This is a genomic window from Pseudomonas sp. G11-1 (assembly GCF_024031555.1).
Classification (GTDB): domain Bacteria; phylum Pseudomonadota; class Gammaproteobacteria; order Pseudomonadales; family Pseudomonadaceae; genus Halopseudomonas; species Halopseudomonas bauzanensis.
Genome location: NZ_QEYQ01000002.1, coordinates 551,763 through 575,002, shown reverse-complemented (window position 1 = coordinate 575,002; position 23,240 = coordinate 551,763). Strand labels below are relative to the sequence as shown.

Sequence of the window (23,240 nt, the reverse complement as noted above, 5' to 3'; positions counted from 1 at the left end):
GCGCTGCATAGAGTGCCAGCGCATCAACAGGAGAACTCAGGCATGCAGGACTTTCAGAACAAGGTAGCAGTGATCACCGGCGGTGGCAGCGGTCTGGGCCGGGAACTGGCGTTATGCTGTGCGGCGCGTGGCATGAAACTGGTATTGGGCGATGTGGACGAAGCCGGTATGCAGGAAACTCTGCGCCTGGTAGATACAGCGCACCCGGGTACCGAGTCGGTCACCATGCGCCTGGATGTATCCCGGCTGGAGCAGGTCGAGGAGCTGGCGGCGCTGAGCAAGAGTCGCTTCGGCGGCGCGCATCTGATCTTCAACAATGCCGGTGTCAGCGTCAACGGGCCGATCTGGCAGAGCACCGTGCATGACTGGGACTGGGTGCTGGGCGTGAATCTGTATGGCGTGGTGTGGGGCATCAAGGCATTCACCCCGATGCTGATCGAACAGAACGAAGGCCATATCATCAATACAGCCTCCGCTGCCGGCTGGCTCAACGGCCCGAGCAGCGGCATCTACAACGTCAGCAAGACCTCGGTGGTGGCGATCTCCGAAACCCTGGCGCTGGACCTGCGCGATGCCCAGGCCAACGTTGGCGTGACCGTGCTGTGCCCGGCATTCTTCCCCACCGGCATTCACCAGTCCGATCGCAACCGCCCGGCAGACAAGGCCGAGACCGTCGAGAAGAGCGAAGTCTCGCTCAAGCGTGCTGCCGCGCTGAAATATGCCGTTGAGCACGGCCGCATCCCGGCTGCCGATATCGCCGAAATGACCCTCAAGGCCGTGGAAAATAACCAGTTCTATGTCTTCCCCCATCGCAAGATCAAACAATTGATCAAGCTGCGCGCCGAGGCGGCGGACCGGGAAGAAGGGGTGTTTGATTCGATGAATCCCTGAATTCACCGGCCAGGCCCCGAGTTCCAGGGGAGCACGGGCGCTATAGGCCGAGGTGGAGTTCAACGGGAAAATAGGGCACTGCCAGCCCAAAAGCGTGTCCAAAGCAGGGACGACCCCTGCTTTGGAGAGCTGTGATGCGACTGACTTACTTATCCATACCCTTGTTTGCCCTGCTGCTGGCTGGTTGCGGGGAGGAAGAAGAGGCCACCTTCCCGGAAACCAATACCGCCCCGCAAACCGAAGAGTACGGCGCTCCGACGGACCCGGCCAACGATCCAGCGGTGCCCAATAACAGCACCGCTGTGCCCCCGGCGGATGGCGATACTGGCGTATATGGTACCGACGGCGACGACATGACCGCCCCGGGTCCTGACAACGACTCCGGCATTACGCAATAACGCCCACGGCTGCACCGGCCGGCATGCGGAAAAAATTCGCACTTGCCGGTCGCGCGCCTGTCCAAACGCATGGACCTATCAGATGCGGAGAACCGCCATGCGACTTACCTACCTGAGCATACCCCTGTTTGCCCTGCTGCTTGCCGGTTGCGGCGATGATGAGCCTGACACCGCGCTGCCCATGGACAACGAAGCGCCGGCCGAAGAGGCCTACGGCACGCCGGTCGATCCAGCGGACCAGCCGATGTCACCCACTGATGACACGCCAGCACCGGCCACCGATCCGCGGATGCCGGCCGATGAACCCATGCCACCGGCTGAAGACCCCATGAACCCGCCGGATGAAAACCTGCAGCGTTCGCTGGACCGGGACCCGGGGCTGGGCACCGACAGCGACTCACCCAATGAGCGGGTGGATCCGGGCATCGACAGCGATACCAGTACCACGCCTTGAGAGGGCAGGTGCGTCAGTAGCTGAGTCTGCGGGCGGTCTGTTGTGGGAGCTTCCTGATGCGGGGGTAGGCTATTAGCGGCCTAAGGCCGCGGATAAGCCTACAGAAACCCTTGCGGCCGCTCCCGCAGCCCGAGCAAGGCTGCAGCTTTCAGCTCCTTCACCGAGTTTCTTCACCGCTCGGCGAAAGATTGCGACACCTTGAGCGTCGATACAATCAACCAACCATGGCCAGCCGGTGGGCATTTTCCGTCTCACCCGGCAACAAAAACCGCTCCACCGCCTCGCGCACATCTTCCCAGGCGGTCTGATGTTCGTTTTCCAGGAAATGCCCGGCATTGCGAATGGTCACATACTCGGAACGACGAGCCAGATCGGCAAAATACAGGGCATCGTTCGGTGTGGTGTACTTGTCCAGTTCGCCATTGAGAAACAGCAGCGGAATGTCCACATTTCCCACGCACTGCATATAGCGATCAGCATCCAGACTCAATACCTGGCGAATGTGATGGAGCATCTGCGCATACTCATGCACCTCCAGCGTAGAGACATGACGGAAGTTACAGCGCTTGAACAGTGGCGGCAGATGCTCGCCGATGGTGTCGTTGACCAGTGTCGCGATGCGGTTCCGGTCACAGGCTGCCAGGCACTCCTGACCGCGCGCCAGATAATCCAGCATCTCGCGGTTCAGCACCGGTGAAAACGAACTGATCACCGCCCGCTTGATCCGCGCCGGCCGCTGCGCGAGAGCCAGCAGCGTCGACACCGCACCCCAGGAAAACGCCATGACCTGGTCTGCCCGGAAATGCTCGATCAGCTCAAGCAGGATCAGCGCCTCATCCTCCTTGCCCAGCATGCTCAAGGATTCATTGTAAGGCCGCGACATGCCGCAATAGGGCTGATCGAACAACACCACGTTGAACAGCGGCTGCAGAAATCGCAGCGCCTGATGAAAGGAGGCACTGGTCGCCAGCGAACCGTTGACCAGAATGATGGTGCTGTTGCTGCGCGGATTCGGATAAAAGCGCGTATGCACCTTCAAATCACCCTGCACCCGCACCACTGCCTTTTCTGCATACATGGCCACACACCTCGGAAGCTGAATATCACTTGGGGTGCAGTTAATCGTATGGAGGTTACAGCGGGGTGTCAGAAAGTGACCGTTCGGCGGGAAGGGGAGGCATTGCCATAACGGAATTATCTCTTTCGCATTGCAGCCCGTTTTTCGGGCGTAGCGCACCCGCGCTACGCCAGCGGCCTTGCGTCAAGTCAGCCCTCCGCCTTGGCCCTCTGCATCAACGCCGCATAGTCGAGGCCATAGATGCCGATATGGCAGGTACCGCTGCGTAAGCGCTCGGACAGGTTTACCAGAGCGGGCAATGGCTCTGCGGGTGCGCCATGGGCGGGGGGCTGGTGTCAGCATGGGGCACGGGAAAATCCTTGTTCCGGTAGGGCGAGGTGTTGGCGATGATGGCAAATGCAGGGGAGCGGGGCAAGAGCTGGTAAGGTTGGAGGCCGTGAACTTGTCCCGTGCGACATGTCATGACCCTACTTCATCACCCATCCTGGATTATTCACCTCACGCGACCATGTAGCTATGACATTACACCAGTACTCTCCCTCTCCCCGCCGAGTCTTACGGCTGACATCTACACCATGGTATGGCATCCAGCGTCTTGTGCCTGGCATTGTTGCATTACTGATCAGCGCAGGTGCACAGGCAGCACAGGTGGAGGATGTGCCGGCAACCATACAGGACTCTGACAGTGGGCCGGGGCTGCTGCAGCGGCCTTTGGAGTTGGCCAGGGAGTTGGCGGCTCCCGTTGATTCGGAGGAGGGTTGGTATATCCAGGGTAGCGTCTGGACCACGCACTTTGATCCTCAGCCAGACCATAACAATAATCAGGACCTGATCGGTCTGGAGCGACACCGGGATGACAGTTACCTCTGGGGTGCCGCCACCTTTCGGCACTCTTTTGGTGAGCGGTCCTGGTATGGTTATACCGGCAAGCGTTTCGAATTTGCCGGTACGCCCTTCAATGCCAAGCTCACTGCGGGGCTGTTGTATGGTTACCGGGGAGAATATCGCGACAAGATACCCTTCAACCGTTTTGGTGTGGCGCCGGCAGTGATTCCGTCCGTCGGTGCCAGTTATCAGCGGGTGGGGGTGGATGTGGTGCTCTTAGGTGCGGCGGCGGCCATGGTCAATGTTGGGGTGCGTTTGTAGTGTCAGGGTTGGATACGCGGTAGCGCGGAGGATGGTGGGGCTAAGTGAATAGCATTACGGCCTGCGCCGAGAATGACGAGGGTAGGTGACTCGCTCATCATTCTGGCGTCATTCAGGTCAGACGAAATACAGCGCCAGTGTCTCGGCGATGTAGGCCGGCTTGTCCACCCCTTCGATTTCCAGTGTCGCGCGGGATTTTACCAGCCACTGGCCAGGGTTCTTTTCGGTGACGTCCACGACTGTCAATTGCATGCGTACGCGGGAGCCGACGCGGACCGGCTGGATGAAACGGACGCTGTCCAGGCCGTAGTTGACGGCCATCTTAAGGCCTTCGGGGCGCATGGAAATGCCGGCGGACAGGGCGGGGATCAGGGACAGGGACAGGAAGCCGTGGGCGATGGTGCCGCCGAAGGGGGTCTGTTTGGCCTTTTCTTCGTCGATATGGATGAACTGATGATCGCCGGTGCATTCGGCAAACTGGTTGACGCGCTGCTGGTCGATCAACAGCCATTCGGAATGGCCAAGGTCCTTGCCGATGAAGGAAGTCAGTTCGGATACGGCTACGGTGGTCATGGTGTTCTCCACGGCGATATTGTTGTTGGTGCGCCGACGAGCAGCGACAGGGTGCAGCCATGGTGGCAAGACGGTGCGGCAAGGGTCAATGCGTGTGCGCTTCCATTGGTTTGCTGAATGCCGCGACCGGCGTGTAAAGCTATAGGTCGTTCAGAAACCGGCCAACAGCAGCAGGCCGGCTACCATTGGCCAGGCAGGTACCAATATGGACCAGTGGGGCGACAGAGGAGGCAGTGGTCCGCCGCGTTCCACCAGCCAGATGGCCAGCAACACCGCGGCGGCCGATTGCAGTACGCTGCCTAGCACCATGGGTGTTGCCATGGGCAGGAGCAGCCAGGCGGTAATCAGTAGGGCGCAGATGGGGCCGGCGTAGAAGGTCCAGCTCAGGCGCAGCCAGAACGATAGATGCCGGTTGCCCAGCAGGACCACGCCAAGCAGCAGGGACAATTGCAGCGCCAGCAAAGTGGAATGCATCCCGGGCAGCAGGCCCAGTGCCAGGCAGAGAATTGCGCACAGCAGCAAGAACAGCAGTTGCCAGCCGTGACGCAACACCGCCAGCAATCCCAATACTGGCAGGTAAAGCAGCCACAGGAAGGCTTCACCGGTCAGCGGTTGCAGTTCAAGCCGCACGGCTGACAGGCGCGGCCAGGCTGCGTGGGCCAGCCACTCGGCAAGGGTGCCATAGACTACCGTCAGCCAAGGCTCGGCCTGCGGCAGGCAGAGCATGGTCAGCAGACAGAGTGCGGCTGCAGCGAGACTGCTCCAGCGTTGCTGGGTGCGCAGCAGGACCAGCAGTGCCAGGCCGAGCAGTGCCAGCCCGCCGGCCAACAATCCCGCCTCATGCCAGAAGGATTCCGGCACCGGCCAGCGGACCGCGCTGCCGGCTAGATAGCCGGGCAGTACATACACTGGGGCCCAGGCCAGAGCCGACAGGATATTGACCAGCAGAAAGCGCCAGGCGGGCATGTCGAACATGCCGGCGACCATTGGGATAATGGGGCGGATCGGGCCGATAAAGCGCCCCAGAACAATGCTGTACATGCCATAGCGGCGGAAGAAGCTCTCGCCCCGGTCAATCCATTGCGGATGACGGGCAAAGATCCGTAGTCGGCGGATATCCTGATGAAACCAGCGGCCCAGGGCGAAGCTCAGTAAATCACCGCAGACGGCCCCAGAGAAAGCCCAGGCCAATGCACCGAAAAGACTCAGGTCGCCGCCGCCAGCCAGGGCGGTGGCGGCGAACAGCAGCACCACCCCCGGCACCACCAGGCCCGCCACCGCCAGGGACTCGACCATGGCAATGAGAAAGATGGCCAGCCCGAGCCAGCGGGTATGGCTGCCCAGCCAGGCGATAAGCTCGCCGCTCAGCAGGCTTTCCATTCAGACACATCATCGATCAGTTGATAATCGCGGCCTTCCTGCCGAGTGCGCCCCAGAGGGTTACGGGTGCACCAGGGGGCGTAGGCGGCGTCGACGAAACGGTAGGGTAGATGCTCGTCCCGGCCCAGCGGAATGCCCAGCCGGGTGGCCTGGATGATCTGATGCGGACGGTAGCCGTCGTCGTCGATAAGCAGCTGTTCCGGGTCCGGTATCTGCGCATTCCAGACGGGCACCTTCAAGTGCAGCGAACGGCACAGCAGGGTCTGGCCGTTGCACAGTCTGGTTGTTGGGCGCACCTGCCCGTTGGCGGCGGGGTTGAGTTCCTGCATCAGGGCGAGACTGTCCGGGCCGCTGATATCGTCGACCACCGGGTAGCCGGACTTGATCAGCACGCCGTCGCCTTCGCCGGCGGCGCTGATGTTCAGTGAGTCGCCGCCGCGGGCGTAATACATGTACAGGGTGCCGGCTTCCATGAACAGGGCGCGCCGGGAATGGGTCAGGCCCAGCGAGGCATGACTGCCTTTCTCTTCGCGCAGGTAAGCCTCGGTCTCGATGATACGAGCCGACAGCCAGTGGCCCTGGTGATAATGACGGATAACCTTGCCCAGCAAATGCACCGCCAGTTCGCGGCTGTCACGCCGGAAAAAGGCCCGTGGCAGAGGGTTTGGTGCCCGATGGAAAGAATTGGTCGCAGACATATCAGCGATGATAGCAGGTTCGCCCTGTCCAGCGTCTGGAGGCACCGGTATAATGCTGGTTTTCCGTTTTGGTCGCAGGATGGTGAACAAATGAGCGCTGATCAGGTAACCGAATACATGTCCGTGCTGGGACGCCAGGCGCGGCAGGCTTCGCGCGTGATCGCCCGGGCCACCACGGCGGTCAAGAACCGGGCCCTGTTGGCCACTGCCGAGGCTATTGAAGCCGCCGAGGCGAGTCTGATCGAAGCCAACGGGCTGGATCTGCAGGCCGGGCGCGACAACGGGCTGGATGACGCCATGCTGGATCGTCTGGCGCTGACGCCGGCTGGTATCCGCAGTATGGTCGAAGGGCTACGCCAGGTGGCGGCACTGGCCGATCCGATTGGTGCGATCCGCGACATGAAATACCTGCCGTCGGGCATCCAGGTTGGCCGCATGCGCGTGCCGCTGGGCGTGATCGGTATCATCTACGAATCACGACCGAACGTGACCGTGGAGGCCGCCAGCCTGTGCCTGAAATCCGGCAACGCCTGCATCCTGCGGGGCGGCTCTGAGTCCATTCACTCCAATCGAGCCATTGCCCAGTGTATCCGCCAGGGGCTGGATGCCGCCGGGCTGCCCCAGGAAGTGGTGCAGGTGGTGGAAACCACTGACCGCGCTGCTGTTGGCGCGCTGATCACCATGCCGGAGTACGTGGATGTGATCGTCCCGCGTGGCGGCAAGGGTCTGATCGAGCGCATCAGCCGTGATGCCCGGGTGCCGGTGATCAAGCATCTGGATGGTATCTGCCATGTCTACGTGGATGACCGCGCCGACCTAAACAAGGCCGAAGCTATTGCGCTGAACGCCAAGACTCATCGCTATGGTGTGTGCAACGCCATGGAGACGCTGTTGGTGCACGAAGGCGTCGCCGCGCAATTCCTGCCGCGCATGGCTGCGCTGTATGGCGAGAAGGGCGTGGAGCTGCGTGGTTGCCCGCAGACCTGCGCAATCCTGCCCCAGACCATCGCCGCTACCGAAGAAGACTGGGCCACCGAATACCTGGCGCCGATCCTGTCGATTCGGGTGGTGGCGGATATGGATGAGGCGATGGATCACATCAACCGCTACAGCTCACAACATACCGAATCGATCATCACCGAAGACTTTACCCGCGCCCGACGCTTCCTTGGCGAGGTGGACTCCAGCTCGGTGATGGTCAACGCCTCGACCCGCTTCGCCGATGGTTTCGAATACGGCCTGGGCGCGGAGATCGGTATCTCCACCGACAAGCTGCATGCCCGTGGTCCGGTTGGTCTGGAAGGGCTGACCAGTGAAAAATATATCGTCCATGGCGATGGGCATATTCGTCAGTGACACTCCGTGTCGGTGTCCTGGGCGGTACCTTTGATCCGATTCACTTCGGACACCTGCGCAGCGCCGTGGAGGTTCGTGAATGCCTGGCGTTGGATGAGCTACGGCTGATCCCCAACGCCACGCCGCCGCACCGGGATATTCCCGGTGCCAGTGCGCCGCAGCGGCTGGAAATGGTGCGCCTGGCCACCGCGTCGGATGACAACCTGCTGGTTGACGACTGCGAGCTGCGACGCGACCGTCCGTCGTATACGGTGGAGACGCTGGAGTCATTGCGTACCGAGTTAGGCGACAATGCCACCCTGTTTCTGATCGTCGGCTGGGATGCCTTCAGCGGTCTGCCCGGCTGGCACCGGTGGGAAGATCTATTGCAGCTCGCCAGTCTGGTCGTGCTGCAGCGTCCTGAGCAGGACCAGGAATTGCCGGAAGTACTCAAGGATCTGCTGGCGGCGCGCAGTGTGGGCGACCCGTCGGCCATGCAAGCGGCCCATGGCGAGATTCTCTGTCTGGCACAAACACCCCTGGCCATATCGGCCACCCATATCCGCTCACTGATCCAGGCAGGGCGCTCTCCGCGATTTCTGTTACCCGATTCGGTGCTTGGCTATATTGAAACCAATGGGCTGTACCGGCCCTGATTGAGGAATTGAACACCATTATGCAGATTGAAGATCTGATCAAGGCAGTAGAAGACGCGTTGGACGAGCTCAAGGCCAAGGACGTGGTGCGCATTGATGTGCGTGAGCTGACCGGCGTAACCGATTACATGTTCATCGCCAGCGGTAACTCCAACCGCCAGGTGAGTGCACTGGCCGATAACGTTATTGAAAAAGCCAAGGCGGCGGGCGCGCGTCCGCTGGGCGTGGAAGGCAAGGACTCCGGCGAGTGGGTGCTGGTGGACCTGGGTGACATCGTGGTGCATGTCATGCAGCCGGCCACTCGACAGTTCTATGATCTGGAGCGCCTCTGGCAGAGCGCTGAATCCCGTCGGGCGCAGCAACAACCGACCGCGGAGTAAGGCTCCTTGCGTATTCGCCTGATCAGCGTGGCGTCACGTATGCCGCGTTGGGTTGAGCAGGGCTATCAGGAGTATGCCAAGCGTATGCCTGCCGACTTGCCGCTGGAGCTGGTAGAGATTCCGCTGGCCACCCGTGGCAAGAACGCGGATGTCGCCCGGCTGATGCGCCGCGAAGGCGAGCAGATGCTGGCGGTCACGCAGCCCGGCGAACGAATCGTTACGCTTGAGGTCGAAGGTCGGCCCTGGTCTACCGAGGCGTTGGCCGGGCAGCTGGAAAGCTGGCGGCTGGACGCCCGCACAGTCAACCTGATGGTGGGTGGCCCGGAAGGTCTGGCCAGCGAGGTTGCTGCTCGCAGCGACCAGCGCTGGTCGTTGTCGCCGCTGACCTTACCCCATCCATTGGTACGCATCCTGCTCGCTGAGCAGTTGTATCGCGCCTGGACCATTCTGAACCGCCACCCATACCACAAGTGATACATGGCCAAGCCGATTCGCATCAAGGACCACCTCAATGACGCGGGGATAGTACAGCGCAGAATCATTCTCGCGGTGCTGTTCATTCTGTTGTTGGCTTTCGGCTTGCTGGCACGCATGTACTGGCTGCAAGTGGTGCAGTACGAGCATCATTCCACCCTGTCCGAGAACAACCGGGTGCACGTGCAGCCGATCCCGCCGGCGCGCGGTCGGATCCATGATCGCAATGGGGTGGTGCTGGCCGAGAACCGGCCCAGTTTCAGCCTGAGCATTACGCGTGAGCGAACCACCGATCTCGACGCCACCATCGAGCTGCTGCGCGAACTGCTGCAGCTGGGCGATGATGATATCGAACAACTGCGCCGACGGCTGCAGCAGGCGCGCCGGCCCTTCGAAGCGGTACCGGTGATGTTCAACCTGACCGAGGAGCAGATCGCCCGTATCGCGGTGAACCAGTTCCGTTTGCCGGGCATCGATGTGCAAGCCAGTTTCGTGCGGCATTATCCGCAGGCCGAGCATTTCGCCCACTCCGTCGGCTATGTCGGGCGGATCAACGAGCGGGAACAGGAGCGCATTGATCCGGTGGCCTATGCCGGCACGCACTATATCGGCAAGACCGGGGTAGAGCGCTTCTATGAGGATCTGCTGCATGGCAAGGTCGGCTATGAAGAGGTGGAAACCAACGCGCGCGGTCGCGTACTGCGGGTGCTCAAGCGTACCGAGCCGGTATCCGGCAGGGACCTGACCCTGCATCTGGACAGTGATTTGCAGGCCGTCGCGGAGCAGGCGCTGGGCAACCGCCGGGGTGCGGTGGTCGCCATCGAGCCGAAGTCCGGTGGGGTGCTGGCATTCGTCAGCCAGCCGGCGTTCAACCCGAACCTGTTCGTCACCGGCATCAGCCATGCCGATTACGGCGCGCTGCGCGACTCCCTCGACCAGCCGCTATTCAACCGCGTGCTGCGCGGACTTTACCCGCCCGGTTCGACGATCAAGCAAATCGTGGCGCTGGCTGGCCTGGATTATGGAGTAACCACGCGTACAGCCCGAGTCTACGATCCAGGGTTTTATCAGTTGCCAAACAACAGCCATAAATACCGCAACTGGAACCGTTACGGGGATGGCTGGGTGGATATGAAGCTGGCCATGGCCCGTTCCAATGACACCTACTTCTACGATCTGGCGCACAAGCTGGGCATCGATCGCATGCATGAATTCATGAGCCAGTTCGGTCTGGGCAGCCGGGTATCGCTGGACATGTTCGAGGAAACGGCCGGCCTGATGCCCTCGCGTGAATGGAAACGGGCTTCGCGCCGCCAGCCCTGGTATCCGGGAGAAACGTTGATTACCGGGATCGGCCAGGGCTATATGCTGACTACGCCGTTGCAATTGGCCCAATCCACCGCGCTGATTGCCAATCGCGGTGTGTGGAAGCGTCCGCGCATGCTGATGACCGCAGACGGACTACCGCCGGATGAAGAGGATACGCCGCCGGACGTGGTGTTGAAGAACCCGGACGACTGGGACTTCATTATCAAGACCATGGAGGAGGTGATGCACGGTGAGCGGGGCACATCCCGCGCTGCCGCCGCCGGCGCACCCTATCGTATGGCGGGCAAGACCGGTACCGCCCAGGTGGTCGCCATTGCCCAGGGCGCGCGTTACGATTCCGAAGCGCTGAAGGAGCGGCATCGGGACCACGCTCTGTTTGTTGGCTTTGCACCGTTGGATGATCCGCAGATTGCTGTTGCAGTCATGGTCGAGAACGGCGAGTCCGGAGGCCGGGTGGCGGCGCCAGTGGCCCGTGCGCTGTTCGACGCCTGGCTGCTGGAACCCGAGCCGTCTCCCGAGACGGATGATCCTGAGGCCGATAACGTCATGGAGGAAGCACCATGAAGCCGCTGGCCGGTATCTCTCCGCCTGATTCGCGGGGGCTGCGTCGCGAGCCCTGGTGGATGCGGTTGCATGTCGATCCCTGGTTGTTACTGCTGGTATTGGTGCTGGCCGGTGTGGCCGGTTTCGTCCTCTATTCCGCCAGCAGCAAGAGCATGGCGATGGTCTATCGGCAGGGGGCGCATTACGCGATTGGTTTGGCGGCGATGATCTGCGTTGCCCAGTTCAAGCCTCGCTTGATGGAGCGCTGGCTGCCGCCGGCCTATCTGATATCGGTATTTCTGCTCCTGCTGGTACTACTGGTCGGTACCGAAGCCAAGGGTGCACAGCGCTGGATCAGGATCCCCGGATTGATCACTTTCCAGCCATCGGAAATCATGAAGCTGGTGATGCCCATGAGCGTCGCCTGGTACCTTGGGCGGCGGGAGATGCCGCCGCGTTTCAAGCATGTGTGTGTCTGTTTGTTGATCATCCTGGTGCCGGTGGTGCTGATTCTCAAGCAGCCAGACCTGGGGACGACCCTGCTGATTGCCGCCTCGGGTCTCTTCGGGCTGCTGCTGGCAGGGCTGCGCTGGCGCTACATTCTCGGATCAATACTGTTATTGGTGCCGGGAGCGGCAGCCATGTGGTTTTTCGTCATGCATGGCTATCAGAAACAACGGGTATTGACCTTTCTCAATCCGGAAAGCGATCCGCTGGGCGCGGGCTGGAACATCATTCAGTCCAAGGCGGCGATCGGTTCGGGCGGTGTGTTCGGCAAGGGCTGGTTGCAGGGCACCCAGTCACACTTGGACTTTCTGCCAGAAGGCCATACCGACTTCATCATCGCCGTATTGGCCGAGGAGTTCGGGCTGGTCGGGGTGGCGCTGCTGCTGTTCGTCTATCTGCTGATCATCGCTCGTGGGTTGTATATCACCCACCATGCCCAGGAAAGTTTCAGCAAGTTGCTCGCGGGCAGCATCACGCTGACGTTTTTTGTCTACGTATTCGTTAATATCGGTATGGTCAGTGGTCTGCTGCCCGTGGTCGGCGTACCCTTGCCGCTGATCAGCTACGGCGGCACCTCGTTGATTACGCTGCTGGTTGGCTTCGGCATCCTGATGTCCATTCACACGCACCGAAAGTGGATGACTCAGAGATGAAAAATTATCTTGGGAGGTCGGGATTGCTCATGTTTGATCGCGTTTCAGGTTGGTTGCGCCACAATGCACTGGGAGCGTTGCTGACCGCCGGGTTCAGTCCCGCGCTGCTCGCCGCTGGACCCTATACCGCGGAACATCCGGCGGTTGACCCCTTTGTCGAGGAGATGCGCAGCGAGTACGGCTTCAACTCCGAGCATGTACGCCGATTGCTGGCACAGGCCGAGCGCAAGGACGCTATTCTTGAGGCTATCGCCCGGCCTGCCGAGCGGGTTCGGCCGTGGCACGAGTACCGCAAGATCTTCATCACTGATCGACGGGTGAAGGAGGGCGTGGCGTTCTGGAACCAGCACGCCGACGCGCTGGCCAGAGCCGAGGAAGTGTACGGTGTTGAACCGGAGGTGATTCTGGCTATTCTCGGTGTCGAAACATTCTATGGCGGCAACAAGGGCAGCCATCGGGTGATCGATGCGCTGACCACTCTGGGCTTCGATTATCCGCCGCGGGCAGACTTCTTTCGTCGTCAGCTCAAGTCCTTTCTGGTGCTAACCCGCGAGCAGCAGGTCGATCCGCTTGAACTGACCGGCTCCTACGCCGGCGCCATGGGGTATCCGCAGTTCATTCCCAGCAGCTACCAGGCCTTTGCTGTCGACTTCGATGACGACGGGGTGGCGGATATCTGGAACAATCCGGTCGATGCCATTGGCAGTGCGGCCAATTACTTCGCCGAGCACAAGTGGCAGCACGGCGCTGATGTGGCGATTGCCGCCGAAGTTTCGGGGGATGATTTCGCCAAGGGGTTTACCCTGGACCGCGGTCTGGAGGCGAAGATCAGCGTCGGCGAACTGAAGCGCCTGGGCTGGACTCCGCAGCAGGAGCTGGATGACGCTACTGAGGTGATGGCCTTCGAGTTCGACGCCGGGGAACATAAACAGTATTGGCTGGGTCTGAACAACCTGCATGTCATTACCCGGTACAATCGGAGCGTCATGTACGCTATGGTCGTGCATCAGTTGGCCGACCTGATAAGGGAAGCGAGGGACCAATGAACAAGCCATTGCGCAACGGCCCGGGCGTTGCCGTCGTCTGTCTGCTGTTGGCGCTGCTGAGCGCCTGCTCATCGTCGCCGGTGCAGCAGGGCCAGGGTGACACAGCCAGCGCCAGCAAGCCGCGCCCAGCCCAGGATGGTGCGCCGGATTATTTTCAGGATGTATCGCAAATTCCGGACGCGGTCCCGGTACCCCATACCGGCGCGTACAAGGCCTCGCCCTATCGGGTGCTGGGGCGCAACTACAACCCGATGAAGGACGGCCGCAATTACCGCGAGACCGGTCTGGCGTCGTGGTATGGCACCAAGTTTCATGGCCAGTTGACCGCCAACGGTGAGTCCTACGACCTGTATGGCATGACCGCCGCCCACAAGACCCTGCCGTTGCCGACCTATGTCCGTGTGACCAATGTGGATAATGACCGCAGCATCATCGTGCGGGTTAATGACCGTGGACCGTTTCACTCAGACCGTATCATCGACCTGTCCTACGCTGGCGCCGTCAAGCTGGGCTTCGCCGAGAAGGGCGTGGCGCGGGTGCGGGTGGAGGGTATTGACCCGGTGGTCTGGCAACAGCAGAACAACCCCGGTTATCTGGTCAAGGCGCAGCCATCGGCGGCGCCAACTGCGGCGGCAGCCAGCCCGGCACCGGCCACAGTGGTAGCGAGCGCCGGGTTGTACCTTCAGGTTGGCGCCTTTGCCTCTGACCAGGCGGCCGAGCAGTTACGTAGCCAATTGCAGGGCATGGTCAGTGCGCCGGTCTTTGTTACCCCGATAGAGCAGGATTCCCGTACGTTGCATCGGGTCCGGCTCGGGCCAGTAAGTGATCATGCCGAGGCAGAAAGGCTGATGGAGACATTGCGCCTGGCCAATCTTGGCAACCCGTCGCTGGTCAGCGCCAATTGATATTGCCGTTGTCTGCCAACGGCCCCTTGCGTTCCACATTTTCCAAGACAGTGAGCATCATGTTTAAAAAATTCATTCACACCCTGTTGATTTCCAGCGCTGTGCTGCTCGTCCCGGCAGCCCTGGCTCAGACGCCGCAACCGCAGCCGCAACCCCAGGCTGCCGCCCCGCTGATGCCGCCGGCACCAACAGTCGCTGCCTCGAGCTATCTATTGATTGACGCCGATAGTGGCAAGGTCCTGGTCGAACACAATGCTGACCAGCCGCTGCCGCCGGCCAGTCTGACAAAGATGATGACCAGCTATATTGCCAGCATGGAGATTCTACGCGGCCAGTTGAAGGAAACCGATCAGGTGCTGATCAGTGAAAAGGCCTGGCGCATGGGTGGCTCGAAGATGTTCATCGAGGTGGGCAACCAGGTGCCGGTGATTGACCTGCTGCGGGGCATCATCATCCAGTCGGGCAATGACGCCAGCGTTGCGATGGCCGAGCACATCGCCGGCAGCGAGGACTCCTTTGCCGATCTGATGAACAGCCATGCCAAGCGTCTGGGCATGGTCAATACCCATTTCGAGAACGCCTCCGGCCTGCCGTCGGAGAATCATTACTCCAGCGCCCGGGATATGGCCATCATGGCCAAGGCGATCATCAACGACGATCCCGAGCACTACAAGTTGTACAAGGAAAAGGAATACGTCTGGAATGGTATTCGCCAGCCCAATCGCAACCTCATGCTGTGGCGTGACAAGTCGGTGGATGGCCTGAAGACCGGCCATACCGAGGAAGCTGGTTACTGTCTGGTGGCCTCGGCTGAGCGCGATGGCATGCGCCTGATCTCGGTGGTGATGGGGACTGTCAGCGAACAGGCTCGCGCTGCTGAAACCCAGAAGCTGCTGACCTGGGGCTTCCGTTTCTTCGAGACCAAGAGTTTCTATCAGCCGGGCCAGGTGGTTGCGCCGGCGCGGGTCTGGGCCGGGCAGGCTGACCAGGTGGATGCCGGTCTGGCTGAAGGTCTGGTGCTGACTCTGCCCAAGGGGCAGGCCGACAAGCTGGAAGCGGGTGTTACAATGAATCCGGTTATCAAGGCGCCGATCGCTGCGGGCGACGTGCTGGGTCAGGTCGAAGTCAAGCTGGGTGAAGAGGTGGTCCATACCGCCCCGCTGGTAGCTCTGGCTGATGTGGAAGAAGCCGGTCTGTTCGGTCGCCTGTGGGACAGCATCCGCCTGTTTTTCTACGGCCTGTTCAACTGAGGACTTCGCCATGAGCGACAAGACTCCTGAAGCGCCGAAGATCGAGTTTCCTTGCCAGTACCCGATCAAGATCATCTGCAGTGCCGGTGACGGCGTCATCGAGCTGGTACTGGCAGTGGTCAGGCAGCACGACGCTGCGCTGGATGCCGACAAGCTGGTAGTGCAAGACAGCAAGAACGGTCGCTTTCAATCCCTGCGGCTGGTGATGACGGCAACCGGCGAGCAGCAGCTGCAGCAGTTGCATGCTGATCTCAAGGCCACCGGCCACGTGCATATGGTGCTGTGATGTCGGAGCTGATCGTCCGAGCTCTCGGGCTGGTGGATTACCAGCCCACGCTGGAGGCCATGCGTAAGCTGACCGCCGAGCGTGATGCCGATACCCCTGATGAAATCTGGTTGCTGCAGCATCCGGCGGTCTTCACCCAGGGACAGGCTGGCAAGGCGGAGCACTTGCTGGCGCCGGGGGATATCCCGGTGATCCAGGTCGAGCGCGGTGGCCAGGTAACCTATCATGGCCCGGGCCAATTGGTCGGCTATCTGATGCTGGACCTGCGGCGCCTGGGATTGGGTGTGCGCGAGCTGGTCACCGCCATGGAGCGGAGCTTGGTCGATCTGCTGGCGTCTTATGACGTGGAAGCAGCGCCGAAGCCCGATGCGCCGGGCGTATATGTGAACGGTGCGAAAATCGCTTCACTGGGCCTGCGCGTGCGCCGTGGTTGCTCGTTCCATGGTCTGGCGCTGAATGTGGACATGGACATGCAGCCGTTCCAGCGCATCAACCCTTGTGGTTACAGTGGCTTGCAAATGGTCCAGCTCAGTGAGCTGGTAGCGCAGCCGGTGAGCATCGAAGAGGTGGCGCAGCGGCTGGAACAGGCGCTGCGCAAGCAGCTCGGGTTTCCGCAGGCGTAGATCGTTACATCTTTTTCCCATCCTGGGAAGGTCGAGCCCGCAGGCCGCGATCGGACTCGATGCGCAGCCTGCCGGTAACCCCGACGGTGTCGGCTGATTTGGTACGAGCTGGTGCTCGAATCTCCCAGGCTATCCTCGGCGGCGTCCTGGTTATCTGAGATTCAGAGTCGGGATCAGGTTGCTATCGACGTCCTGCCCCGGTACCGGAATAGGGGCGGCCAATCCGAGATTGTTCTTCTCGAATACCCGGTCGGCACGGTAGCTGGAGCGTACCAGCGGCCCGGAAGCGACTTCCATGAAGCCCTTGGCCAGACCCAGTTCACGGTAACGATTGAACTCCTCGGGGCTGACCCAGCGCTTGACGGGCAGGTGATTGCGGGTGGGTTGCAGGTATTGGCCGAGGGTGACGATATCCACGCCAATGGCCCGCAGTTCATCGAAGGTCTGCAGGATCTCCTCATCGGTTTCACCCAGGCCAACCATCAGGCTGGTCTTGGTCAACACCTGAGGGCGATGGCGCTTGGCGTGCTCCAGCACCTTCAGGGTCTTGCCATAGCCGGAGCGCGGATCACGTACTTCCCGGGTCAGTCGTTCAACGGTCTCAACGTTCTGGGCGAAAACCTCCAGCCCGGAGTCGACCACCAGTTCCACTGCGGCCAGGTCAGCGTCGAAGTCCGGCGTCAGGGCCTCGACCACTACCTGCGGTGTACGCTGCTTGATGGCGCGTACGCACGCGGCGTAATGACTGGCACCACCGTCGTCCAGGTCGTCGCGGTCCACCGAGGTGAGCACGATATAGCGTAGCGCCATGAGTTCGACCGACTTGGCGGTATTCTCCGGCTCCTCGAGATCCAGCCAGCCGTTGGGGTTGCCGGTGTCCACGGCGCAGAAGCGGCAGGCGCGAGTACATACCGAGCCCATCAGCATGATGGTGGCAGTACCGTTGGACCAGCACTCGCCCATGTTCGGGCAGTGTGATTCCTGACAGACGGTGCTCAGACGGTGCTCAGAAACGTTGCGCTTGACCGCCTCGAACCGATCACCCGCCGGCGCCTTGACACGCAGCCACTTGGGTTTGGGTTCAAATACTGTGGGTTCGGCGTTGGCACGGCGCTTCTGGCCATCCTTGATGGCGGCAATACCTTGGGCATTGCGGAATTTTTCACCACTGGCAACGTTGGTTGGCGTGCTGTCAGACATCGGGATTCAGGGCTCCTGGTAGAGGCTCCATGGGAGTGTGCGCGGACACGGGCTGGCTTGTAGCCACGGAGCAGTTTACCACAGGCGCTGTAGGTGTGGGGGGAGGGCGTAGATCGGGCTGGCGGTGCTATTCGCGGCCAAAGCCGCCGCACCAACAAGTGGTTGTTACTTCTGGGTGCGGCGGAAACGGTCAGTCGCGTGACTGACCGCCTACTTCGTCCAGCCGCGTCAGTTCGACCCGGGCGATGCGCATATGCTCGATCTCGAGGATGCGCATCTGCCAGCCTTCGACGTTCAGCAGCTCATTCTGCTCGGGCATGTGTTCAAGCTGATTGAGGATCAGGCCGGCCAGAGTGGTATACAGCTGGCTGCGCGGCAATGGCTCGGGTAGCTGGCGGTTGATCTCTTCCAGGTTTTCGCTGGCGTCGGCCTCATAGCGACCCGGTCCGATTTCGATCACGCTGGGCGTCAAATCCATGCCCTGTTCAACCTCGGGCAGTTCCCCGGCGATGGCTTCCATGATGTCGGTCAGACTGACGATGCCCTCCAGAGTACCGAACTCATCGACCACGAACGCCATCTGCTTGCCCTCATGACGGAAGGCTTCCAGCGCCTTGATCGCGTTCTGGGTCTCGAATAGCACGACAGGCTGCTCGATATACTGCTCGAACTGCAGCTCGCTGCCCCGCAGGATGGCATCGAGCAGCGTCTTCTTCTGCACTATGCCCAGCGGTTCGTCATGTTTGCCATCACGGATCACTGCCAGACGCGAATAGGGCGAATCCAGCAGTTGCTGACGTTGTTCGTCCAGGCTGGTACTCAGGTCCAGCGCATGCACCTCGCGACGCGGTGTCATCAGTGCCTTGATGTTGGTATCGGCCAGGCTGAGTACACCGCGAATCATGTCCCGTTCATTCTCATGGAATACCGGTGCCGAACTATCCTCGCCGGTAAAGCCTTCATCGGACACCTGTTCGGCGCTGTCACCCTTGCCCAGCAGGCGCAGAATGTTGTGGGCGGTGCGCTCACGCAGGCTGCCGCCACTGTCCAGCCATTTCTGCTTATTGTGGCGGGCCAGTTGGTTGAAGAACTCGACCATGATCGAGAAGCCGATAGCGGCATACAGATACCCCTTGGGTATATGCAGGCCAACCCCTTCGGCGACCAGGCTGAAGCCGATCATCAACAGAAAGCCCAGACACAGGATGATCAAGGTCGGGTGGGCATTCACAAAGCGGGTGAGGCGCTTGCTGGCCAGCAGCATCACGGCCATGGCTACGATCATGGCAATGGCCATTACCGCCAGCTCGTCGGCCATGCCGATAGCGGTGACCACCGAGTCGATGGAAAACACCGCATCAAGGATAACGATCTGGGTTACCACCACACCGAAGCTGGAATAGGCCAGACGTGCGCCGCTGCTGTGCTGGCGGCCTTCCAGGCGCTCATGCAGCTCCATAGTGGCCTTGAACAGCAGAAACAGGCCGCCCGCCAGCATGATCAGATCGCGCGCTGATACGGCATGCTCACCGAAGTGGAATAGCGGATTGGTCAGGGTCACCAGCCAGGCGATGCTCATCAACAGCAACAGGCGCATGATCAGCGCCAGAGACAGGCCGAGGATCCGTGCCTTGTCACGTTGGTGCGGCGGCAACTTCTCCGCCAGAACGGCGATGAATACCAGGTTGTCGATACCAAGAACGATTTCCAGGGCGATCAGCGCGAACAGGCCTGCCCAGACGGTAGGATCAGCCAGCCATTCGAACATGGACGGCCTCCTTGGAGGTCTGGGGCAGTGCAACTGCGGGGATTGATTGTGAAGATGGGGTGCGAAGACGGTCTGTCATCGCGTTTGTTCGGGGAGGGACAGAGTTCAAAACGGTAAACCAGTGGCTTATGGAAAGATCCTTATACGCCTTCTTCGGTTATCGGACAAACTGATATTTGTTGCCGTCTGTCAGTTTGTCCGATGGCGCAGGGCTTTCAGCAGCTGTTGATCGGGGTAGCCGTCGGCCGGCCAGCCCAGGGCAATCTGCAGACGCCGTATTGCCTGGCGGGTATTGGCACCGATGATGCCATCAACGCTGCCGGGCTCGTAGCCCTGAGCTTGCAGATGTTCCTGCAGCTCCAGACGTTCGGTGCGTGACAACGGTTTGTCATCGGTCGGCCAACTGGCTTGAATCGTGCCGCGGCCCTGCAAACGTTCCGCCAACAGCCCGATGGCCAGGGCATAGCTGGTGGAGTTGTTGTAGCGCAGAATGCTGCGGAAATTGTTCATCGCCAGAAACGCCGGGCCGCGATGGCCGGCGGGCAGTACCAGCGTGGCCTCGGTGCTCGGCTGGCCGGTCAGCGGGCGACCACGGGCGTCGGTCACGCCGAGACCGGCCCACTCGGACAAGGGTTTGCGGATGGACATGTCCGCCAAGGCATAGTCGAAACCCTCGCCCAGGCGTACTTCCATGCCCCAGGGCGCACCGGATTGCCAGTTGGAATCGCGCAGATAGTTCGCGGCGGAGGCGAGGGCATCGGCTTCGGTATGCCAGATGTCACGCTTGCCATTGCCATCGAAATCCACTGCGTGGTCGTTGTAGGTAGTGGGAATGAACTGGGTTTGCCCCATGGCGCCGGCCCAGGAGCCGGTCATGCCATCGACGGTGATGTCGCCCCGTTGCAGAATTTCCAGAGCGGCCAGCAGTTGGGCCTGGGCGAAGTCGGAGCGGCGGCCCTGGTGAGCGAGGGTGGCCAACGAGCGAATGACCGAGCGATCGCCCATATTGCTGCCGAAATTGCTTTCCAGGCCCCAGATGGCAACCAGAATATGCCGGTCCACGCCATAACGCGCCTCGATCTCCTGCAGGATACCGGCATGACGTGTCAGCATCAGACGCCCGGTGGCCTGGCGTTGCGTGGACAAGGCCCCGTCCAGGTACTCCCAGACTGGCCGAGTGAATTCGGGCTGACTCTGATCGGCCTTCAGTACTGCCGGATCAGGTCCGATGTCATGGAATGCCTGGTCGAACAGCCGGGCATCGATGCCGCTGGCCAGTGCCTGGGCGCGAAAGCCATCACGCCATTGGCTGAAGGTAAGGTTGTCTGCTTCAGCTCTGGCGGTGTTCACGCCCGGCTGAACCGAGGCTTCCAGACGGTTCTCACCGCAGGCGGACAGGACCAGCAGACCGGCGGCCACCGCAAGAAGATTGCGGCACAGGGTGCTGAAACGAATGGGCTGATTGCGCATGTATCGGTTCCGACAGATTCAGATTCCGGCCCACTGTAGCACGCACCTACGCAAGGGCGAACCGCCGGGCCTGATGTTGTATTGCTGTTGGAGGGCGCCGACCGCTCCAGGTTCCTTGGTCGAGTCGAAAGATAAAAATATGTCGATCGGGCAAAGGGGCTGGTACTATCCACGGATGTCGTTTTGCAGCCAGGCTGTTTGCGCATATTCGGGGGCGTTCGACGCTGCAGACACAACAGGACATGAAGAACTAGAACAATGCAATGGAACAGTAATACCAGTCGATGGCGGATGCTGGCGATTCCCGCCGTGCTGGGTGTTTTTCTTGCAGCCTGGTCGCTGCATCCGGCTTATGAGATGTCGGATTTCTCGCCTTTTCCCGCCGCTGACTTCAATACTGCGCAGGTGGATCAGGAAGCTGAATTTCAGCAGGGTTTCGCGTCATCGGACCTGGACGAGTTCGTTCATTCGCCTTCCGTAGCGGCTTTGCCCGGTGGTGACCTCATGGCGGCATGGTTCGCCGGCTCCCGGGAAGGTGCTGCTGATGTGGATATTCGTGGCGCGCGGTTCGATGCCGTCACGGGCACCTGGGGCGAAGAACGGGTACTGGTGACCCGGGAAATGACCCGTCGTGCCATCGGTAAACCCATTCGCAAGCTGGGCAACCCGGTGATCGCATTTTCCCCGGATGAACGCCTGTGGCTGTTCTATGTCTCGGTGTCGGTAGGCGGCTGGGCAGGCAGCGCAGTCAATGCCATGGTGTCCGATGATCTTGGCGTCACCTGGTCGAAACCCCGCCAGCTGGTAACTACTCCTTTCGTGAATATCAGCACCCTGGTCCGCTCCGCGCCGGTGTTCCATGAAGACGGCTCGATCGGCGTGCCGGTGTACCACGAATTCCTTGGCAAATTTCCGGAATACCTATATCTGGACGCCCAGGGGCGGGTCGTCGACAAATTCCGTATCGCCGATGGTACGAATTCCCTGCAGCCTACGGTGGTGCCCCTGGATGGCAAGCGGGCCGTGGCGCTGCTGCGTCATGCCGGGCGCGAAGGGCATGTGCTGGCAACCGTGACCGAGGATGCCGGACGAACCTGGCAGCCGGAATGGCCCGTTGCACCATGGAACCCCAACACTTCCCTCGCTGCAGTGCGCTCGGGGTCGGGCAGTTTGTTGGTGGCGCAGAACAACTTGCTCGATGGGCGATTCAAGCTGAGCCTGGATGAAGCCACCAACAATCTTACCGAGTGGTCGCTGGTAGCCTCGCTGGACGCCTCCCCGGACCCCGACGGCAAGCCTTTTCCGCGGGTCAGGTATGAAGAGCTGATGCGCAAGAAGTTTCTCGACTCCAGCGGCACATCGCGTCAGCAACTGTTGACCGGCTATCTGCGGGAGATCGACCAGCGCATGTGCCACGACGGCATGTGCGACTTCGAATACGAATATCCCTACATGATCCGGGCCACCGATGGCCGTTATCACCTGGTCTATGCCTGGAATAACAGCTTCATCAAGCATGTAGCCTTCAACGATGCGTGGCTGGAGGCGCAGCTATGATTCCGATTAGTGTGCAATCCTGCCTGAGTTTCGCCTTGTTGGTATTCCTGCTGCTGCCCAGTGGTCGGCTGCCCCAGCGCTATCGCGCTCTACTGCTGATCGGCGTGCTGCTGGTGGGCATGGTGCCGTTGCCCGGCGGGTTGTCCCTGGCAGGCTATCTGCGTGGGCTGACCGACGAGTTGTCGATCACCGCCATGCTCTGGCTGCTGGCCGGTGCGGCGTTGCGCCTGGGCTGGACGCGTGGCCGCTCGGCCTCGGCTACCTGGCAGTTGTGGTCGGTGTTTGCAGTGCTGGGGGTGGTGCTCTATCCCGCTTCCATGGGTGTGGGCATGCTGGACACCTACAGCTGGGGTTACTCGCCCCGGTCGCTGATCGTGCTGATTGGCGCATTGACGCTGGCACTTCTGCTGCTGGGCAATTGGTTGGGTGTCTTCATGCTGACGTTGGCAACGCTGGCTTTCACCCTCGATATCAAGGCCTCGGAAAACTACTGGGACTATCTGATCGACCCCTTCGTCGCGCTCTTCGCCATTGCCATGCTACTGGGCAACGCGGTTGGTGCCATGCGCCGGTGGCGGCGTGGCGCGCTCACGCCGGTCCCGCAGTTGGATGACGGGTTGGACTGAACCCGAGCGCAGCG

At 60.9% G+C, this 23,240-nt stretch carries 24 protein-coding genes; 17 read left to right on the top strand and 7 right to left on the bottom strand.

The window, feature by feature from the left end:
- The first annotated feature begins 42 nt into the window (after positions 1 to 42).
- The 3 genes from DHB74_RS08765 (at position 43) to DHB74_RS08755 (ending at position 1,743) form a co-directional block, all read left to right on the top strand.
- Positions 43 to 891, top strand: coding sequence for an SDR family NAD(P)-dependent oxidoreductase (locus DHB74_RS08765; protein ID WP_074780326.1), 849 nt, complete (start codon positions 43 to 45; stop codon positions 889 to 891).
- Between the two features lie 134 nt (positions 892 to 1,025).
- Positions 1,026 to 1,289, top strand: coding sequence for a hypothetical protein (locus DHB74_RS08760; RefSeq protein WP_136869295.1), 264 nt, complete (start codon positions 1,026 to 1,028; stop codon positions 1,287 to 1,289).
- A 97-nt stretch (positions 1,290 to 1,386) separates the two neighbouring features.
- Positions 1,387 to 1,743, top strand: coding sequence for a hypothetical protein (locus DHB74_RS08755; protein ID WP_036990591.1), 357 nt, complete (start codon positions 1,387 to 1,389; stop codon positions 1,741 to 1,743).
- Positions 1,744 to 1,957: 214 nt separating this feature from the next.
- Here DHB74_RS08755 and DHB74_RS08750 read toward each other — a convergent pair whose 3' ends face one another.
- Positions 1,958 to 2,821, bottom strand: coding sequence for an alpha/beta fold hydrolase (locus tag DHB74_RS08750; protein WP_036990590.1), 864 nt, complete (start codon positions 2,819 to 2,821; stop codon positions 1,958 to 1,960).
- A gap of 657 nt (positions 2,822 to 3,478) precedes the next feature.
- On the opposite strand from DHB74_RS08750, the gene DHB74_RS08745 reads away from it, so the two are divergent.
- Complete coding sequence (locus DHB74_RS08745) at positions 3,479 to 3,967, top strand: sn-glycerol-3-phosphate transporter (protein ID WP_499161223.1); 489 nt, start codon at positions 3,479 to 3,481, stop codon at positions 3,965 to 3,967.
- 117 nt (positions 3,968 to 4,084) lie between these two features.
- Here the strand turns inward: DHB74_RS08745 and DHB74_RS08740 are convergent, their stop codons facing one another.
- The 3 genes from DHB74_RS08740 to DHB74_RS08730 all read right to left on the bottom strand — a co-directional run bounded on the left by DHB74_RS08740 (position 4,085) and on the right by DHB74_RS08730 (position 6,627).
- Entirely contained in the window at positions 4,085 to 4,540 is a 456-nt protein-coding gene (locus DHB74_RS08740; RefSeq protein WP_036990588.1) for a MaoC family dehydratase, read from the bottom strand.
- 150 nt (positions 4,541 to 4,690) lie between these two features.
- Positions 4,691 to 5,920 carry a DedA family protein gene (locus DHB74_RS08735; RefSeq protein ID WP_499161222.1) on the bottom strand — a complete coding sequence of 410 codons (1,230 nt, stop codon included), beginning with the start codon at positions 5,918 to 5,920 and terminating at the stop codon, positions 4,691 to 4,693.
- Positions 5,905 to 6,627: a DNA-3-methyladenine glycosylase gene (locus DHB74_RS08730; protein ID WP_407920281.1), complete on the bottom strand. Its 723-nt coding sequence runs from the start codon at positions 6,625 to 6,627 to the stop codon at positions 5,905 to 5,907. The genes DHB74_RS08735 and DHB74_RS08730 overlap by 16 nt, the downstream gene beginning before the upstream one ends.
- Before the next feature lie 81 nt (positions 6,628 to 6,708).
- On the opposite strand from DHB74_RS08730, the gene DHB74_RS08725 reads away from it, so the two are divergent.
- From DHB74_RS08725 to lipB, 11 genes are read left to right on the top strand one after another with little or no spacing between them, the layout of a single operon-like run.
- A complete protein-coding gene (locus DHB74_RS08725; RefSeq protein WP_074780335.1) occupies positions 6,709 to 7,974 on the top strand; it encodes a glutamate-5-semialdehyde dehydrogenase in 1,266 nt (421 codons plus the stop codon).
- Positions 7,971 to 8,609 carry a nicotinate-nucleotide adenylyltransferase gene (nadD, locus tag DHB74_RS08720; protein ID WP_036990585.1) on the top strand — a complete coding sequence of 213 codons (639 nt, stop codon included), beginning with the start codon at positions 7,971 to 7,973 and terminating at the stop codon, positions 8,607 to 8,609. Before DHB74_RS08725 ends, nadD begins: the two co-directional genes overlap by 4 nt.
- A gap of 20 nt (positions 8,610 to 8,629) precedes the next feature.
- Positions 8,630 to 8,989, top strand: coding sequence for a ribosome silencing factor (gene rsfS, locus DHB74_RS08715; protein ID WP_036990584.1), 360 nt, complete (start codon positions 8,630 to 8,632; stop codon positions 8,987 to 8,989).
- A 6-nt stretch (positions 8,990 to 8,995) separates the two neighbouring features.
- The gene (gene rlmH / locus DHB74_RS08710) at positions 8,996 to 9,463 is read left to right on the top strand and encodes a 23S rRNA (pseudouridine(1915)-N(3))-methyltransferase RlmH (RefSeq protein WP_499161221.1); all 468 of its coding nucleotides are present in this window, start codon (positions 8,996 to 8,998) and stop codon (positions 9,461 to 9,463) included.
- A gap of 3 nt (positions 9,464 to 9,466) precedes the next feature.
- Positions 9,467 to 11,356 carry a penicillin-binding protein 2 gene (gene mrdA / locus DHB74_RS08705; protein WP_136869297.1) on the top strand — a complete coding sequence of 630 codons (1,890 nt, stop codon included), beginning with the start codon at positions 9,467 to 9,469 and terminating at the stop codon, positions 11,354 to 11,356.
- Positions 11,353 to 12,495 (top strand): rod shape-determining protein RodA, encoded by a 1,143-nt coding sequence (gene rodA, locus DHB74_RS08700; protein ID WP_036990581.1) that lies wholly within the window; start codon positions 11,353 to 11,355, stop codon positions 12,493 to 12,495. The genes mrdA and rodA overlap by 4 nt, the downstream gene beginning before the upstream one ends.
- A gap of 29 nt (positions 12,496 to 12,524) precedes the next feature.
- Positions 12,525 to 13,541, top strand: a complete 1,017-nt coding sequence (gene mltB, locus DHB74_RS08695; RefSeq protein WP_499161220.1) for a lytic murein transglycosylase B — start codon at positions 12,525 to 12,527, stop codon at positions 13,539 to 13,541.
- A complete protein-coding gene (locus tag DHB74_RS08690) occupies positions 13,538 to 14,446 on the top strand; it encodes a septal ring lytic transglycosylase RlpA family protein (RefSeq protein ID WP_136869298.1) in 909 nt (302 codons plus the stop codon). The genes mltB and DHB74_RS08690 overlap by 4 nt, the downstream gene beginning before the upstream one ends.
- 59 nt (positions 14,447 to 14,505) lie before the next feature.
- The gene (locus DHB74_RS08685; RefSeq protein ID WP_074780348.1) at positions 14,506 to 15,696 is read left to right on the top strand and encodes a D-alanyl-D-alanine carboxypeptidase family protein; all 1,191 of its coding nucleotides are present in this window, start codon (positions 14,506 to 14,508) and stop codon (positions 15,694 to 15,696) included.
- A gap of 10 nt (positions 15,697 to 15,706) precedes the next feature.
- On the top strand, positions 15,707 to 15,982 hold the full coding sequence (locus DHB74_RS08680) for an HP0495 family protein (RefSeq protein ID WP_036990578.1): 276 nt from the start codon (positions 15,707 to 15,709) through the stop codon (positions 15,980 to 15,982).
- Positions 15,982 to 16,605: a lipoyl(octanoyl) transferase LipB gene (gene lipB, locus DHB74_RS08675; protein WP_499161219.1), complete on the top strand. Its 624-nt coding sequence runs from the start codon at positions 15,982 to 15,984 to the stop codon at positions 16,603 to 16,605. Before DHB74_RS08680 ends, lipB begins: the two co-directional genes overlap by 1 nt.
- Positions 16,606 to 16,755: 150 nt before the next feature.
- Here lipB and lipA read toward each other — a convergent pair whose 3' ends face one another.
- From lipA to DHB74_RS08660, 3 genes are all read right to left on the bottom strand, one after another.
- Positions 16,756 to 17,805 carry a lipoyl synthase gene (gene lipA / locus DHB74_RS08670; RefSeq protein ID WP_499161218.1) on the bottom strand — a complete coding sequence of 350 codons (1,050 nt, stop codon included), beginning with the start codon at positions 17,803 to 17,805 and terminating at the stop codon, positions 16,756 to 16,758.
- Positions 17,806 to 17,995: 190 nt separating this feature from the next.
- Complete coding sequence (locus DHB74_RS08665; RefSeq protein WP_280165453.1) at positions 17,996 to 19,573, bottom strand: TerC family protein; 1,578 nt, start codon at positions 19,571 to 19,573, stop codon at positions 17,996 to 17,998.
- A 189-nt stretch (positions 19,574 to 19,762) separates the two neighbouring features.
- Positions 19,763 to 21,043: a lytic murein transglycosylase gene (locus DHB74_RS08660; protein WP_280165454.1), complete on the bottom strand. Its 1,281-nt coding sequence runs from the start codon at positions 21,041 to 21,043 to the stop codon at positions 19,763 to 19,765.
- A 258-nt stretch (positions 21,044 to 21,301) separates the two neighbouring features.
- On the opposite strand from DHB74_RS08660, the gene DHB74_RS08655 reads away from it, so the two are divergent.
- On the top strand, positions 21,302 to 22,600 hold the full coding sequence (locus DHB74_RS08655) for a sialidase family protein (protein WP_235818275.1): 1,299 nt from the start codon (positions 21,302 to 21,304) through the stop codon (positions 22,598 to 22,600).
- Positions 22,597 to 23,226: a hypothetical protein gene (locus DHB74_RS08650; RefSeq protein WP_036990572.1), complete on the top strand. Its 630-nt coding sequence runs from the start codon at positions 22,597 to 22,599 to the stop codon at positions 23,224 to 23,226. Before DHB74_RS08655 ends, DHB74_RS08650 begins: the two co-directional genes overlap by 4 nt.
- Positions 23,227 to 23,240: the final 14 nt, after the last annotated feature.

Bases quoted from the DNA above. Each gene is read 5' to 3' on its own strand.
- DHB74_RS08660 (WP_280165454.1), bottom strand. From the start codon at position 21,043: ATGCGCAATCAGCCCATTCGTTTCAGCACCCTGTGCCGCAATCTTCTT.
- DHB74_RS08740 (WP_036990588.1), bottom strand. From the start codon at position 4,540: ATGACCACCGTAGCCGTATCCGAACTGACTTCCTTCATCGGCAAGGAC.
- lipB (WP_499161219.1), top strand. From the start codon at position 15,982: ATGTCGGAGCTGATCGTCCGAGCTCTCGGGCTGGTGGATTACCAGCCC.
- rodA (WP_036990581.1), top strand. From the start codon at position 11,353: ATGAAGCCGCTGGCCGGTATCTCTCCGCCTGATTCGCGGGGGCTGCGT.
- mltB (WP_499161220.1), top strand. From the start codon at position 12,525: ATGTTTGATCGCGTTTCAGGTTGGTTGCGCCACAATGCACTGGGAGCG.
- DHB74_RS08680 (WP_036990578.1), top strand. From the start codon at position 15,707: ATGAGCGACAAGACTCCTGAAGCGCCGAAGATCGAGTTTCCTTGCCAG.
- DHB74_RS08655 (WP_235818275.1), top strand. From the start codon at position 21,302: ATGCAATGGAACAGTAATACCAGTCGATGGCGGATGCTGGCGATTCCC.
- DHB74_RS08760 (WP_136869295.1), top strand. From the start codon at position 1,026: ATGCGACTGACTTACTTATCCATACCCTTGTTTGCCCTGCTGCTGGCT.
- DHB74_RS08765 (WP_074780326.1), top strand. From the start codon at position 43: ATGCAGGACTTTCAGAACAAGGTAGCAGTGATCACCGGCGGTGGCAGC.
- DHB74_RS08665 (WP_280165453.1), bottom strand. From the start codon at position 19,573: ATGTTCGAATGGCTGGCTGATCCTACCGTCTGGGCAGGCCTGTTCGCG.
- DHB74_RS08650 (WP_036990572.1), top strand. From the start codon at position 22,597: ATGATTCCGATTAGTGTGCAATCCTGCCTGAGTTTCGCCTTGTTGGTA.
- DHB74_RS08755 (WP_036990591.1), top strand. From the start codon at position 1,387: ATGCGACTTACCTACCTGAGCATACCCCTGTTTGCCCTGCTGCTTGCC.
- mrdA (WP_136869297.1), top strand. From the start codon at position 9,467: ATGGCCAAGCCGATTCGCATCAAGGACCACCTCAATGACGCGGGGATA.
- rsfS (WP_036990584.1), top strand. From the start codon at position 8,630: ATGCAGATTGAAGATCTGATCAAGGCAGTAGAAGACGCGTTGGACGAG.
- DHB74_RS08725 (WP_074780335.1), top strand. From the start codon at position 6,709: ATGAGCGCTGATCAGGTAACCGAATACATGTCCGTGCTGGGACGCCAG.
- lipA (WP_499161218.1), bottom strand. From the start codon at position 17,805: ATGTCTGACAGCACGCCAACCAACGTTGCCAGTGGTGAAAAATTCCGC.
- DHB74_RS08685 (WP_074780348.1), top strand. From the start codon at position 14,506: ATGTTTAAAAAATTCATTCACACCCTGTTGATTTCCAGCGCTGTGCTG.
- DHB74_RS08690 (WP_136869298.1), top strand. From the start codon at position 13,538: ATGAACAAGCCATTGCGCAACGGCCCGGGCGTTGCCGTCGTCTGTCTG.
- DHB74_RS08735 (WP_499161222.1), bottom strand. From the start codon at position 5,920: ATGGAAAGCCTGCTGAGCGGCGAGCTTATCGCCTGGCTGGGCAGCCAT.
- DHB74_RS08750 (WP_036990590.1), bottom strand. From the start codon at position 2,821: ATGTATGCAGAAAAGGCAGTGGTGCGGGTGCAGGGTGATTTGAAGGTG.